We start from the raw sequence: 15,139 nt of genomic DNA, 5'->3' as shown, positions 1-15,139 counted from the left end.
CAAGAAAGATGAAAACGAAAATAGTAAAAGAGAAAGAACAGGAAACTGTATTAAGCAAAAAGAATTACATCATTTTAATAATCGGTTCGATATTGATTATCGCAGGATATATATTGATGAGCGGCGAGGGGAGTACCCTTGCCGCCTATCATCCCGATATATTTAGCGAAACACGCATACGTATTGCCCCTTTAGTCTGTTTGTTAGGCTATCTGCTGAATGTATTTGGTATTCTTTACCGACCATTAAAATAAAATAAATCCTCCTAATATCATTAATATTTCAAAAAAGAGCATTCATATAAGATAAATTATTGTTTCTTTTGTCCTAATGAAATGAAAGTTGGGAAATAGTATGAGTAATAACATTGATATAAAAACGCTGGAGGCCTTTCAGGATGGGAATCACAAGGCCTTTGAGACTATTTTTATAGCATACTACAACAAAACCAAAACATTCATTGACGGATATATAAAATCGGAGCCCGATGCAGAAGAGCTGACAGAGGATTTATTTGTCAATCTTTGGATCAATCGTCATTCCATTGATACATCCAAATCATTCAATTCTTATTTGCACACCATTGCCAGAAATGCAGCCATCAACTTCCTGAAACATAAATATGTGTGCGATGCCTATCTGAACAACAACCAAGATACAGAATATAGCTCTACTTCCGAAGAAGACCTTATTGCCAAGGAACTGGAAATGCTGATTGACAAACTTGTCGGAGGAATGCCCGAACAACGGAGAATGATTTATACATTGAGCCGTAACGAAGGATTATCCAATGCCGAAATTGCCGAACGCCTGAATACTACCAAAAGAAATGTTGAAAGCCAGTTAAGCCTTGCTTTGAAAGAAATACGGAAGGTTATTTCATGTTTTTTGGTATCATTGTTATAGGATCATTTTCGTCTTCATCCTGCTTTTTTCAAAAAAATATTCATTTTCTTATTGAGCTTTTTGCCACCAAACTGTATATATAGTAAAGTGCAGCAAAAATGAAGAAAAGTAATATCAGTAAAATCATCAAAATGTTCCTCTCCGCCCGTTTTCCATCCGAAACGGAAGAAAAAGTGCAGAAGTGGATCATCAAAGATAAAAATCAGCAGGCGAAAGCTAAAGCTTCACTGGATTTTTGGAATGAATTGGACGTAGAAGCCGATTCAAATACTTATGCTTCATTGGAACGGGTAAATTTAAGAACAGGATATAATAAGGAACATCTGACCAACATAGTTTCTTATCAGAAATTTGCCCGTATTGCCGCCGTTATTATTCCTTTGTTTTTATTTGCAGGAGGAATATTCTACTATCTTTCTCCCCACAACGAAATGATAGAAGTATCCGTTGCCTACGGAGAACAGAAACACCTGATCTTACCAGACAGTTCGGAAGTATGGTTGAACGCGGGAAGTACCATTTTATATCCGGAAACTTTTGCCAAAGATAAACGCTTGGTCATGCTTGACGGCGAAGCTTATTTCTCTGTCAAAAAAGATACCGCAAGTCCTTTTATTGTAGAAGCATCCCAACTTTCGGTGAAAGTGCTCGGAACCAGATTCAACGTGAAAGCCTATCCTAATGATGAGAAAATAACTACTACATTGACTAGCGGTAAGGTGGAAGTGAGCGTTCAGTCCCAACCTCCCCATATACTAAAGCCCAATGAGCAGCTTACATACGACAAAAAATCATCAGACATCCATATATCAATGATAGATACCAATGATACCAACTGCTGGATAGTGGGAAAACTAGTCTTTACCAATGCCAGTGCCGGAGAAATATTCCGAACCTTGGAAAGGCACTACAACACCACGATTGATAATACAGCAACTATCCCCACATCGAAACGATATACAGTCAAGTTTCTAAAAGATGAAAGCCTGGATGAAATACTGAATATATTGAAAGATATAATCGGCTTTGATTATCAGCAGTATGAAAAAAAAATAGTAGTAACCCAACCATAAAAAAGAAACAGCCTATGAATAAAAAGAACCGGGAAGTAGCTTGAGACCCTCTTCCCAGTTCTGAAATGTCTACCCTCATTCAACAAGTGACGTAAAATGAAGTATCAACATACAAATATAGAATAATGAATCGAATAAATACGAAGAAAAGAGCAGGTAAGCTCGCCATTTTTTTATTTTTTACTTTTCTCTCTCTCACAACTGTTGCACAGAATAAAGAAAAAAAGATTACCATACAAAATAAAAAGATCTCATTAAAAGAGGCTTTTGCACAAATAGAGACACAAACCGGATATAGCATCGCTTATGAACAATCGAAGCTGGATATCGAAAAGAAGCACTCTTTATCTCTCAAAAATGCAACTGTCGACAAAGCCATGACCCAACTATTGAAAGGAACGGGATATGCATATAAGATAAAAGGATATCATATTATTATCTCTTTGCAGGATAACAAGCAAAAGCCCGCCAACAATGATACACAAAAACTAACTCAAACCATAAGAGGAATTGTTGTTGATTCCAAAACCAATACGCCGATAGAATATGCCTCCGTCTGTATAACAGAAGATCCCTCTCGGGGAGGTTCGACTGACGAACGGGGAAATTTCCGGATTAATAATGTCCCGGTAGGGCGTTATAATATTCAGGCAACTTTTATGGGGTATCGCTCAAGTATCATCACCGAAGTATCTGTCACTTCTTCCAAAGAAGTATTTGTAGAGATTCCAATGGATGAAAATGTACAGGATTTGGCCGAAGTGCTTGTCAAACCGGAAATAAAAAAAGACCGGACTGTCAACCCGATGGCCATCACAGGAGGACGTATGATTAGTATCGAAGAAGCGTCACGATTTGCCAATGGCTTTGACGATCCTGCACGGTTGAGTTCTGCATTTGCAGGAGTAGCGGGAGATGTCGGTACCAATGCGGTTGCCATCCGGGGAAACGCTCCACAATTTACCCAATGGAGACTGGAGGGAATTGAAATACCTAATCCTACCCATTTTGCCGATTTATCAGGTTTGGGCGGAGGATTCCTGTCTGGCTTAAGTACGCAAGTCATCGGCAACTCCGACTTCTACAACGGAGCTTTCCCTGCGGAATACAGCAATGCCCTATCAGGAGTTTTCGATATGCATCTGCGAAATGGCAATAATCAGAAATACGAACACGCTTTTCAGGTCGGACTCATGGGGATAGATTTGGCTTCGGAAGGTCCTATCAATAAAAAGCGGGGAAGTTCCTACCTGATTAATTACCGTTTTTCCACTACCTCGCTGGCGTCGGGCAATGACATCAACCTGAAATATCAGGATTTAGCTTTTAAACTGAATTTCCCCACACGTAAAGCCGGAACCTTTTCGATCTGGGGATTAGGATTGCTCGACAGAAACAAGGCAGAGGTTTTGGATCGTTCCGAATGGGAAACGATGGGAGACCGGTCGTCGGGATCTAACAAACTGGATAAACTGGCAGGCGGGTTAACTCATAAATATGTAATTAATGAAAATGCCTATATCCGTTCGTCTCTATCTGCAACCTATTCGAAAGATCATTCACTAGTCAATTTACAGACTGACGATGGAACCATTGTCCAAGTGGGAGATATTCAAAACAGCAGATGGAATTTTGTGTTCAATTCTTATCTGAACAAGAAATTCAGTTCGAGGCACACCAATAGAACGGGGATTACCATTACGGAACTTAAATATGATCTTGATTATAAGGTCAGTCCTTATTTTGGATTAAACCAACCCATGGAGCAGCTTTCGAAAGGTAGTGGAGAAAGTACAGTTCTTTCGGCGTATAGCAGTTCCGTAATCAACTTGAGCAATAACCTGACAACCAGTTTGGGAGTTACCGGACAATACTTTACTTTAAACAAGAACTGGTCGATAGAACCGAGAGTCGCACTCAAATGGGAAATAAATCCTGCACATTCTTTAGCGGTAGCTTACGGTTTGCACAGCCATAGGGAAAGGCTCGATTATTATTTTGTCGAACAGGTAATCAATGGTAAAAAGGAATCAAACCGATACCTGGATTTTTCTAAGGCACATCATTTCGGATTTACTTATGACTGGAATATTAATCAAAACCTGCATCTGAAAATAGAACCCTATTATCAATACCTGTTCCACATACCGGTGGAACAGAATTCTTCCTTTTCGATTATTAATTACGAAGAATTCTATTTAGACCGGATACTGACAAGCACCGGAACAGCGAAAAACTATGGAATAGATATAACATTGGAGCAGTATATGAAAAATGGCTTCTACTATATGATTACAGGTTCATTATTTAAGTCGAAGTATAGGGGAGGAGACCGTATCTGGCGAAATACAAGACTGGACAAAAGTTATTTAGTGAACTTGCTCGCCGGAAAAGAATGGATGGTCGGCAGACTCAAACAAAATGTATTAAGTATAAACGGACGCCTGTTTTTTCAGGGAGGGGGACGCTACACTCCTGTGGATGAAGAAAAAAGCCAAGAAGAACGCGACATCGTTTTTGACGAAAGCAAGGCATATACCAAACGTTTCAATCCTTCCATCAACGGCGATGTTTCTATCAGCTTCCGGATCAATAAGAAAAGAGTGTCTCACGAGTTCTCTCTAAAGATACTAAATGTAGGTATGCGCACCGGAATGCATTTCTATGAATACAATGAAAGAACAAGCGTAGTAGAAGAAAAAGACGGATCGGGATTGATTCCGAACATCAGCTACAAAATTTATTTCTAAAGCACTGAATAAGAAAAGGTTTGTTCACACAATAGACTGACACCCAACAGACAATTGCTTTCAGTAATTATGGTATAACAATCTGTAATCTATATACTAACGGGCTCTCTGAATACCTGTATATTTGCTGCGTGAAATAATTTAGTCATTAATTATATGCGTATCATATTCAAGAAATTCAGAACACGTATGATTGTAGGATGTATATTAGCTGTAATAGCGTTGCTGGCTGTGTCAGTCGTTGTTTTTATCAATCAACCCAGCTTCGGCAGAACTCCTCGCGGGGAACGGCTGGAGAGAGTCATGAAATCTCCTAATTATAGAAACGGAGGGTATGATACGCATTATGCGGAAATAGGCAACCGCTTCCCCAATATCGACCTTGCAATCCTCGAAAACGGGCAATACGACAAAGAGTGGAGCTTAATTCACCTCATGCCCCAATATATGGCGCAGACAGCCAGAGACTTAAAAGCGAAGAAAGTCCTGACCGTACATCATTCTAAATATGCGTTAGCCAAACATCGTTGGGACGAGCCTTTGAAGAATGCAGAAGAGATGAAGAATAAAGATTACCTCAATGTATTGATTCCGGAGATCGGAGAGGTCGTGACATTAGAAAAATAGCTCTTCACCTAATACGGTTAAACGTTTCTTTTCTATTTATCAGTAAAATTGGTAAAACATTCTGTAATCTGTATAGTTGAAAAACAAATTTCACTGATTAAATTTGCAACGTTGAAATACAGATGGTTCAATCCTGACTGTTTTGGACATTTAGAGATAACTACTATAAATTGAAAATTAAAAAAGTTTATGCTACGTACTATCAGACTTACAGCCGCCATTGTGTGCTTTACGCTTATTACCCTGCTTTTTCTCGACTTTACGGGTACATTGCACACATGGTTCGGATGGTTGGCGAAAATTCAATTTCTGCCGGCTTTATTAGCCTTGAATATAGGTGTCGTATTGTTTTTAATTGTGCTTACATTCCTGTTCGGGCGTATCTATTGCTCCGTTATCTGTCCGTTGGGAGTGTTTCAGGACATCGTTTCGTGGATATCCGGTAAACAAAAGAAAAACCGGTTCCGCTATTCATCGGCAATGAAATGGTTGCGGTATGGCGTTTTAGGAGTGTTCATTATCATGATGGTTGCAGGGCTGAATTCTTTGGCTATCTTACTGGCTCCGTATAGTGCTTATGGACGGATAGCTTCCAGCCTTTTCGCGCCGGTTTGGCAGTGGGGAAACAACCTGTTGGCATACTTTGCCGAACGAATGGATAGTTATGCTTTTTATGAGGTAGATGTATGGATGAAGAGCCTTTCAACACTGATTATTGCCGTTGTCACTCTCATTGTCCTTTTCATTCTGGCGTGGCGTAATGGACGAACGTATTGCAATACCATCTGTCCGGTGGGTACTGTATTGGGATTTATATCCAAATATGCGATATTCAAACCGGTGATTGATACTTCCAAATGTAATAGTTGCGGTTTATGTGCCCGTAATTGCAAAGCATCGTGTATCAATTCAAAAGCTCATGAAATTGATTATAGTCGTTGTGTGGCTTGTATGGATTGCATTGGAAAGTGTAAGCATGGAGCCATTAAATACACTCGACGGAAACCTAAAAACGAAACTGCTACAAGTGAAGATATGAAAGCAAAAGCTGTCACTACCGAACAGATTGATAATGCCCGCCGTAGCTTCCTTTCGGCATCAGCAATCTTTGCGACAACTTCTGTCCTGAAAGCACAGGAAAAGAAAGTGGACGGCGGGTTAGCCACTATTGAGGATAAGAAGATCCCGAACAGAGAAAATCCGATTTATCCTCCCGGCGCATTAAGCGCACGTAATTTCACTCAACATTGTACGGCCTGCCAATTATGTGTATCTGTTTGCCCCAACCAGGTGTTGCGTCCTTCAGACAATCTGATGACATTGATGCAACCGGAAATGTCGTATGAACGCGGATATTGTCGCCCTGAATGTACCAAATGTGCGGAAGTATGCCCGACAGATGCTATTCATCTGACCAGTCTTGCCGAGAAATCGGCTATTCAGATCGGACATGCCGTATGGATTAAAGAGAACTGTGTGCCTTTGACGGATGGAATGGAGTGTGGCAACTGTGCCCGCCATTGCCCGACAGGTGCTATACAAATGGTGGCTTCCGATCCTGACAAAGCGGATTCTCTAAAGATTCCGGTAGTGAATGTAGAAAAATGCATTGGTTGCGGAGCGTGTGAGAACCTTTGTCCATCCCGTCCTTTCAGCGCCATTTATGTGAGCGGACATCAGATGCACAGAATTATTTGATCTAAATCAGTATAAGATTATGGAAGAAAAAAATAAGAAAGATATAAATAGAAGAGATTTTATTAAGATTGTAGGTATCAGTGCAGCCACATCGACAGGTCTGCTATACGGATGCTCTTCAAAGGGAACTACTTCTGCAAGTAGCACAACAGGAGAAGGAGAGGTGCCCACCGATAAAATGACTTATCGCACATCTCCAACCACCGGTGACCGTGTTTCACTTTTGGGATATGGTTGTATGCGTTGGCCGCTCAAACCTGCTCCCGATGGTAATGGTGAAGTTATCGACCAGGATGCCGTCAATGGATTGATAGATTATGCAATCGCTCACGGAGTAAACTATTTCGATACATCTCCGGCGTATGTACAAGGATTTTCCGAAAAGGCAACAGGTATTGCATTAAGTCGCCATCCCCGTGATAAATATTACATCGCTACCAAATTATCTAATTTCTCTCCTGATACGTGGTCTCGCGAAGCCTCGCTCAAGATGTACCACAAATCGTTTGCGGAGCTACAAGTCGACTACATTGATTATATGTTGCTCCACGGCATCGGCATGGGAGGAATGGAAGCCCTTAAAGGACGATACCTGGATAACGGAATACTTGATTTTCTGGTTAAAGAGCGTGAAGCCGGACGTATCCGGAATCTCGGATTTTCTTACCATGGTGATATTGAGGTATATGATTATCTGCTCTCACGACACGATGAATTTAAATGGGATTTTGTACAGATACAACTCAATTATGTAGACTGGAAACATGCCAAAGAGACCAATACTCGAAATACGGATGCGGAATACCTCTATGGCGAACTGGCCAAACGGGGGATTCCTGCCATCATTATGGAACCACTTTTGGGAGGACGTCTATCCAAGTTGAATGATAATCTGGTGGCACGGCTCAAACAACGTCGTCTGGAAAGCAGTGTCGCTTCCTGGGCTTTCCGTTTTGCCGGTTCATTCCCGGATATTCTGACTGTATTAAGCGGCATGACTTATATGGAGCATCTGCAGGATAATCTTCGCACTTATTCTCCTTTGGAACCATTAACAGATGAAGAAAAAGAATTCCTCGAAGAAACGGCACAATTAATGCTGAAATATCCTACTATCCCTTGTAACGACTGCAAATACTGTATGCCATGTCCGTATGGGCTGGATATACCTGCTGTATTGTTGCATTACAACCGTTGTGTCAATGAAGGTAATGTCGCCAGAAGCGGACAGGATGAAAATTATGCGAAAGCCCGACGCGCTTTTCTTGTCGGATATGACCGTAGCGTGCCCAAACTTCGACAGGCAAGTCATTGCATCGGTTGCAATCAGTGTGTGGCTCATTGCCCGCAAAACATTGATATTCCGAAAGAACTGCACCGGATAGACCAGTTTGTAGAACAATTGAAACAAGGTACTTTATAAAAGAAACGATGGAAGAATTAATTAATCTATTACATACGGGAGGATATTCCTGCACCATTGCCAACGGAGGAAAAATCCGCACTTTCACTCAACGTGGCGTAGCTGATCTCTATGATTTGCTAACACAGGAACCGGAGTTTCTTAAAGGAGCTTTGGTTGCCGACAAAGTGGTTGGCAAGGGAGCTGCCGCCCTGATGATTCTGGGTGGTATAAAAGAATTATATACGGATATTATCAGTACCAAGGCTTTGGAGCTATTCCGGAAATCAGATGTGAAAGTCGATTTTGCGCAGGAAGTTGCTTTTATCTGGAACCGCGACCGTACAGGAGGATGTCCAGTAGAAACTATGTGTAGCGAAGTGGAATCAGCAGAAGAAATATTACCGCTGATCCGCGATTTCCTGGAAAAAATCAGAAGTAGGAAGTAAGAAAGAGATAACTGAAACACGAAATAAAGTATGAGAAAAAATACAGCTTGTTTATTCCTGTTCGGTAGTTTGCTTTCCCTCTCGGGAATGGCACAGACTAAGAGAGACAGTACACAGGCCGGAAGAAATTATATGATCGATGAAGTTGTAGTCACCGGGACACGTAATGAGACAGATGTACGTCATCTTCCGATGACTATTTCCGTAGTCAGTAGGCAACAGATTGAGAAAAGATATGAACCTTCTCTGTTGCCGTTATTGACGGAGCAGGTGCCGGGATTATTCACTACCAGTCGTGGCGTCATGGGATATGGTGTATCCGGCGGAGCTGCGGGAGGTATGAGCCTGCGCGGTATCGGTGGTAGCCCGACAGCGGGATTATTGGTATTGATTGACGGTCATCCGCAGTACATGGGGTTGATGGGACATCCGATAGCGGATGCTTATCAATCGATGATGGCAGAAAAAGTAGAAGTGTTACGAGGCCCCGCATCCGTGCTTTATGGTTCGAATGCAATGGGTGGAGTGATTAATATTGTCACCCGCCGGAAACAGGAAGATGGAGTAAATACGAATATGCAAGTGGGCTATGGTTCATACAACACATTACAGACTGAATTTTCAAACCGTGTCAAAAAGGGACGTTTCAGTAGTGTCGTAACCGGCTCTTATAATCGTACGGACGGACATCGCCCTGATATGAAATTCGAGCAATACGGTGGATATGCAAAGTTAGGCTATGACATCAGCTCTTTCTGGAAGGTGTGGGGAGATGTAAACGTAACTCATTTTAATGCTTCCAATCCGGGAACTATTCAAGTACCATTGATCGACAACGATTCCCGTATCACTCGCGGAATGACATCATTTGCTTTAGAGAATCATTACGAGAAGACTTCGGGTGCTTTGAGCTTTTTCTATAACTGGGGACGGCATAAAATCAATGATGGTTATCAGATAGGAAAAGAACCGCAAAAGTCACATTTCAACTCCAAAGATAAGATGTTGGGTGTATCATGGTATCAAAGTGCCACTCTCTTTACCGGCAACCGTTTGACCGTAGGGCTGGATTATCAGCACTTCGGAGGTGAATCGTGGAACAAGGTTGTAGCTACAGGTGAACATACTCCGGGGGTAGACAAGCAAATGGATGAGTTTGCCGGATACGTTGATTTTCGTCAGGATATCAATAGCTGGTTTTCACTGGATGCAGGTATTCGTGTAGACCATCATTCGCATGTAGGTACTGAATGGATTCCACAAGGTGGGTTGGCCTTTCATTTACCGAAGCATGGAGAACTTAAAGCAATGGTTAGCAAAGGATACCGTAATCCGACGATTCGAGAAATGTATATGTTTACCCCTGCCAACCCGGAACTAAAACCGGAGAAACTGCTAAGTTACGAACTTTCATACTCACAACGTCTGTTGGAGGGCGCGTTATCCTACGGAGTCAACCTTTATTATATCAATGGGGATAATGTGATTATGTCGAACGGTTTGGTTCCTCCATTAAATATCAATTCCGGCGAAATAGAAAACTGGGGGTTGGAAACCAACATTGGTTATCGCATGAATTCACATTGGAATGTCAATGCCAATTATAGCTGGCTTCACATGGAAAATCCAGTTCTTGCCGCTCCCGAGCATAAATTGTACGCAGGGGTGGATTACACTTCCGGACGTTGGAGTGTATCAACAGGTATACAATATGTAAAGGGGCTTTATACCTCTGTAATACTAAACAACGAGCAACAAGATAGTTTTGTCTTATGGAACCTTCGGGGAAATTATCGTCTCTGTCGTTTCGCTAATCTCTTTGTGAAAGGAGAAAACCTATTGGCGCAACGCTATGAAATAAATGCAGGTTATCCCATGCCGAAAGCTACGTTTATGGGTGGTATTAATTTGAACTTTTAAATATCCCACTTTTCCAAAATCAGAACAATAAGTTTTGAAAAAGAAAGTTCTCCTCTGCTAAAGATATTCATAGCAGGGGAGAACATATTATAATAATAGGACTTATTCATCTATTTTTCTATTTATCAATCTTCGTCGTCATCTTCCATATCAGCAGCAGTGGGATTACCTCCTCCTTTAGCATACCTGCTCGGACTCATCTTATAGTATTTTTTGAATACTTCCCGGAAATATTTAGTTTCAGAGAATCCAACCATGTCTGAAATTTCATTAATGGCATATTCACCCTCTTTCAATAACTCGGTAGCACGTTTCAAACGCATCACCCGAATAAACTCTGTCGGAGACTGTCCCGTCAATGCTTTCAATTTACAATAGAAACTGGTACGGCTCATGCCACTTGATTCACAGAGCACATTAACAGAAAATTCAGGGTTGTTTATATTCTCATCCACGATTTTCTTTACATTTGATATAAACTTCCAATCGAGGCTGTTAGTACCGTTTGCAGATGGAACCATTGATTTCGCTTCTATATCCAGATTGGCATATCTCATGCGCAACAGTTCCCGGTTTGCCAACAGATTAGCGATATTCGCCCGTAATATTTTCACGCTGAAAGGTTTGATGAGATATTCGTCCGCACCAATCGACAGTCCATCCAGAATATTATTTTCTTCTCCCAAAGCAGTGAGCAACAACACAGGAATATGTGAAATCTCAATATCACTTTTGATAGCCACACACAATTCATCTCCCCGCATCTCCGGCATCATGATATCAGAAAGAACCAGTTCCGGCCAATATTCTTTGATAATAATCAACGCTTCCTTTCCGTTAGCGCAAGCTTGTACATTATATATAGAAGATAATGAACTGACCAGATAGGAGCGTAGCTCATCATTGTCTTCTACAACAAGAATCCGTCGTAAATTTGGATTATCTATCGTAGCGTTTGTCTTTGCTGGTACATTCGGAGCGGGCAGTACAGGAGCCAACGCCTCAAATTTAGAAGGTGCTTCGTCACTGATATTTTGAGAATTCTTATTCTTTTTCGGAAAAACAATTTTAATTGTTGTACCTTGATGCTCAACACTATCTACACTAATTTTACCTCCATGAAGGCTGACCAGTTTTCCTACCAGCATTAATCCGATACCACTACCCGTCACTTTAGAGTTAATAGCATTGCTGGCACGGAAATGAAGCTTGAACAACTTACTTTGTTCACTGGCAGGAATACCTATACCTGTATCCTTGATTATCACTTTCCATGAATCATTCGTATCGGATACGGAAATGCTGACCTTGCCATTTTCCGGAGTATATTTTAGCGAGTTTGATATTATATTCTTCAAAATAGAATCCATCTTCTCCTTATCAAACGATACATTCATATAGCTGAAAGTACTCTCGTATGTATATTCAATGCGCCTGATGGCTGCATAAGAAGCAAATGTATCATATATATCATTCATATAGGTATTCAACTCATACTCGGAAACACTCATTTTAGAGGAATATACATCCGTCCGTTCAAAATTAATCAGATTGCTGACCAGTCGTAAAAGTACTTCTACATTTCTCAATGCAATGTTCGTACGAGTGATTCCATTGTCGGTAAGCGTCTCTTCTTCCAACAATTCCTCCAAAGGTGCTTTTATCAAAGTTAATGGAGTACGTATATCATGCGCCGTATTAATGAAGAACTGCGTTTTTTCATCAGATATATTCTTTTGCTTTCTTAGATTTATCACCCGCAGAACGAAATAAAATCCCCCGATTACCAACAGGATATAGCACAGGATAGCCCACCAACTCAACCAAAATGGTTGTGTGATAATAATTTTCATAGTACGTTCTTGAAAAACGATGTCATGTTCTTCTCTGGATATAGCACGTACATGAAGAGTATATCTACCCGGAGGCAAATTGGTAAAGCGAATCAAGTTATTTGCTCCCGGTTGAGTCCATTTCTCATAAAAACCTTCTAATTTCCATGAATATAGTGCATTCCCGGGAGAATCATAATTGATTGTAGAAATTTCAAATGAAAACGTATTCTCATCATATTCTAATTCTAATACATCTGTCTCATCAATACTCTTCTCCAAAGGAGAATCCTTAGTACCCGGATAAACAGGTTGATAAGAAAGATGAAAGTCACTAAATATCAACCTGGAAAACTTATAGTCCGGAAACTTTACATTCATCGGAAGTTCAATTACTCCATCTGTACTACCGAATACAAAATTCTTATTTTTACGCACTGTTCCTGCTGCTGCATTAAAGTAAGCAGGCAACAATCCTTCTCCTCTAGTCCAATTACGAAATACCTTTTCTTTAGTATGAAAGCAGGTTATTCCATTCTCCGTACTCATCATTATACGTCCATCTACTTCCGGCAATATTGTAAATATTCTGTTTGAAACTAATGCCGAATTATCAGAAAAGTAGTGCTCAAAAATCTTATCTTGAGAATTATAGATAAATACGCCTCCACCATTTGTCCCAATGTATAACAAACCATTATCTGCCTGATAAAGCGTATTGATATATATAGCTCCTATCTCCATTTCAATATACTGATATTCGCCAGTATTTCGATTTAACAAATACAATCCGTTAGCGGTTCCGATCCACATATTATCTTTGTCTTTTTCAACAATGGATGTAATGGAATTCAATCCCGGATATAGACGCGCACTGTTGGTCTCCAGATTAAAACATTTTAGATTATAATATCCTCCCGACCAGATATGTCCTCTTGAATCTTTAACTATATCACGAATATATTTATCCGGACGCATATTGACGTGAGAAAGTAGGTAAGGAGAGAAGTATTCAACTGATAGAGTATTTTTGTTTATTTTATAAATACCGGAAGTATATCCTCCTGCCCATATAATGCCGGGAGACACTTCACATAGAGTAATAAAAATATGATTCTTGTCTTTTAGTTGCTGATTAAAAGAACTTAGGAATGAATGCCACTGACCTGTTTTTGAATTATAAAGACTAATACCATTACTAGTTCCAAACCACAAATCACCTTCATGGTCTTCAATGACCGCTTGTACCTGGTCATTGATTAATGATTGGACATTGCCCATAGCGTGTTTCATCCAATGATAATTCTCATAGCGATTATCAATCACCGTAATCCCTGTGGGATAATTAGCAAGCCATATCCGTTTTTCTTCATCCACAAATACATCATTGATATTATTCCCATTCATTTCATTATAACTTTGATAATTAGCAATAATGTAATGTTCCAGTTCACAAGTATTTGCATTAACCTTATATACTCCCATTCCTTCTGTTGCAATCAGTAACTCCGTTTCATTCAACGGGCTGATACGAGCTATATTTACATCACTAAGATCAGCTTCCGGTCGTATAATTTCCTGTGTATTCATGTCGTACACAAAAACTCCTCTTTCAAATGAACCGATAAATAGTCTTTTTAATTGCTTATGAAAATACAATTCACTTACCTGTGCATGAAAATAATCCAATGTTTCAACAGGAATAGTCTCTAAAATACCGTTTTCCAATTTTACATATCGGACGCCTACTTCTGTTGCTATAAAGAAATGATGGTCATCTACTTGTTCTATTGCTGTAATATTACTATGCAACATATTGGAGAATTGAAGTATGTGAGCATCTTTAATATTATATAGTGATATAGAATCCTTACAACATAACCAGATATTATTACTTTGATCCAAATAGCCATAGCTGATTGTTTCAGAGGGGGTTGGCTGTTTATATACCATCCTGAAATCATCTCCGTTTGCTTCATATTGAAAGATTCGCCCTTGCTTACCAATCACCCATATACCAATTTGTGATCCTGTATACAACCATCCCAAACGTACAGGAGCATCTAAAGTAGTACCTTCTTTATTTAATTTATAATGTTTTATATCTTTACCGTTATAACGATCCATTCCCTCATTGGTAAGAAACCACATGTATCCTTGTGCGTCTTTCTGAATATTGAATATCCGTCGATTACTCAAACCTTTTTCTATACCTATGTATTTGTATGTCTGCGCTGTAACCCAGATAGGGAAAAAGAGGAGAATATATACAATATATTTCATATAAACAGTTGTTTTTTAAGCTACTTCTAGCGATCATATAAATATTACAGTTAACGAAATTATACAAAAGCAATGAGAAAAGCAAAGAAATAGAAGAGATTCTCCAAAAAAACATTCATTTGGAAACTTTTTTATTTCCAAAGTTGATTATTCACATTGAGAAGTTGATTTATTTGAAGGTATTCTTTAATCGTATGTC

The 15,139-nt window shown here is 39.9% G+C and carries 10 protein-coding genes; 9 read left to right on the top strand and 1 reads right to left on the bottom strand.

Annotated elements, in window-relative coordinates; genetic code table 11:
* The first annotated feature begins 8 nt into the window (after window positions 1-8).
* The 9 genes from HMPREF9009_RS17440 (at window position 9) to HMPREF9009_RS17400 (ending at window position 10,825) form a co-directional block, all read left to right on the top strand.
* Window positions 9-254 (top strand): DUF3098 domain-containing protein, encoded by a 246-nt coding sequence (locus tag HMPREF9009_RS17440; RefSeq protein WP_015531097.1) that lies wholly within the window; start codon window positions 9-11, stop codon window positions 252-254.
* A gap of 100 nt (window positions 255-354) precedes the next feature.
* On the top strand, window positions 355-906 hold the full coding sequence (locus tag HMPREF9009_RS17435) for an RNA polymerase sigma-70 factor (protein ID WP_008647509.1): 552 nt from the start codon (window positions 355-357) through the stop codon (window positions 904-906).
* A gap of 98 nt (window positions 907-1,004) precedes the next feature.
* On the top strand, window positions 1,005-1,979 hold the full coding sequence (locus tag HMPREF9009_RS17430; RefSeq protein ID WP_049702844.1) for a FecR family protein: 975 nt from the start codon (window positions 1,005-1,007) through the stop codon (window positions 1,977-1,979).
* Between the two features lie 125 nt (window positions 1,980-2,104).
* Complete coding sequence (locus tag HMPREF9009_RS17425; protein WP_049702843.1) at window positions 2,105-4,729, top strand: carboxypeptidase regulatory-like domain-containing protein; 2,625 nt, start codon at window positions 2,105-2,107, stop codon at window positions 4,727-4,729.
* A gap of 156 nt (window positions 4,730-4,885) precedes the next feature.
* Entirely contained in the window at window positions 4,886-5,356 is a 471-nt protein-coding gene (locus tag HMPREF9009_RS17420; protein WP_004314337.1) for an MBL fold metallo-hydrolase, read from the top strand.
* Between the two features lie 189 nt (window positions 5,357-5,545).
* Window positions 5,546-7,054: a 4Fe-4S binding protein gene (locus tag HMPREF9009_RS17415; protein ID WP_049702842.1), complete on the top strand. Its 1,509-nt coding sequence runs from the start codon at window positions 5,546-5,548 to the stop codon at window positions 7,052-7,054.
* Between the two features lie 19 nt (window positions 7,055-7,073).
* Entirely contained in the window at window positions 7,074-8,477 is a 1,404-nt protein-coding gene (locus tag HMPREF9009_RS17410; protein ID WP_049702841.1) for an aldo/keto reductase, read from the top strand.
* Between the two features lie 8 nt (window positions 8,478-8,485).
* A complete protein-coding gene (locus HMPREF9009_RS17405; RefSeq protein ID WP_049702840.1) occupies window positions 8,486-8,905 on the top strand; it encodes a DUF1893 domain-containing protein in 420 nt (139 codons plus the stop codon).
* Between the two features lie 30 nt (window positions 8,906-8,935).
* Window positions 8,936-10,825, top strand: coding sequence for a TonB-dependent receptor (locus tag HMPREF9009_RS17400; protein ID WP_049702839.1), 1,890 nt, complete (start codon window positions 8,936-8,938; stop codon window positions 10,823-10,825).
* A 125-nt stretch (window positions 10,826-10,950) separates the two neighbouring features.
* Here HMPREF9009_RS17400 and HMPREF9009_RS17395 read toward each other — a convergent pair whose 3' ends face one another.
* Window positions 10,951-14,940 carry a hybrid sensor histidine kinase/response regulator transcription factor gene (locus HMPREF9009_RS17395; protein ID WP_049702838.1) on the bottom strand — a complete coding sequence of 1,330 codons (3,990 nt, stop codon included), beginning with the start codon at window positions 14,938-14,940 and terminating at the stop codon, window positions 10,951-10,953.
* Window positions 14,941-15,139: the final 199 nt, after the last annotated feature.

It is taken from the genome of Bacteroides sp. 3_1_13 (assembly GCF_001185845.1).
GTDB lineage: Bacteria > Bacteroidota > Bacteroidia > Bacteroidales > Bacteroidaceae > Bacteroides > Bacteroides xylanisolvens.
Note: the sequence above shows the minus strand (reverse complement) of the source record. Positions and strands in the feature narration are given on the sequence as shown.

Coding starts and splice junctions, on each gene's coding strand:
- HMPREF9009_RS17405 (WP_049702840.1), top strand. CDS start 8,486: ATGGAAGAATTAATTAATCTATTACATACGGGAGGATATTCCTGCACC.
- HMPREF9009_RS17415 (WP_049702842.1), top strand. CDS start 5,546: ATGCTACGTACTATCAGACTTACAGCCGCCATTGTGTGCTTTACGCTT.
- HMPREF9009_RS17410 (WP_049702841.1), top strand. CDS start 7,074: ATGGAAGAAAAAAATAAGAAAGATATAAATAGAAGAGATTTTATTAAG.
- HMPREF9009_RS17420 (WP_004314337.1), top strand. CDS start 4,886: ATGCGTATCATATTCAAGAAATTCAGAACACGTATGATTGTAGGATGT.
- HMPREF9009_RS17430 (WP_049702844.1), top strand. CDS start 1,005: ATGAAGAAAAGTAATATCAGTAAAATCATCAAAATGTTCCTCTCCGCC.
- HMPREF9009_RS17435 (WP_008647509.1), top strand. CDS start 355: ATGAGTAATAACATTGATATAAAAACGCTGGAGGCCTTTCAGGATGGG.
- HMPREF9009_RS17440 (WP_015531097.1), top strand. CDS start 9: ATGAAAACGAAAATAGTAAAAGAGAAAGAACAGGAAACTGTATTAAGC.
- HMPREF9009_RS17395 (WP_049702838.1), bottom strand. CDS start 14,940: ATGAAATATATTGTATATATTCTCCTCTTTTTCCCTATCTGGGTTACA.
- HMPREF9009_RS17425 (WP_049702843.1), top strand. CDS start 2,105: ATGAATCGAATAAATACGAAGAAAAGAGCAGGTAAGCTCGCCATTTTT.
- HMPREF9009_RS17400 (WP_049702839.1), top strand. CDS start 8,936: ATGAGAAAAAATACAGCTTGTTTATTCCTGTTCGGTAGTTTGCTTTCC.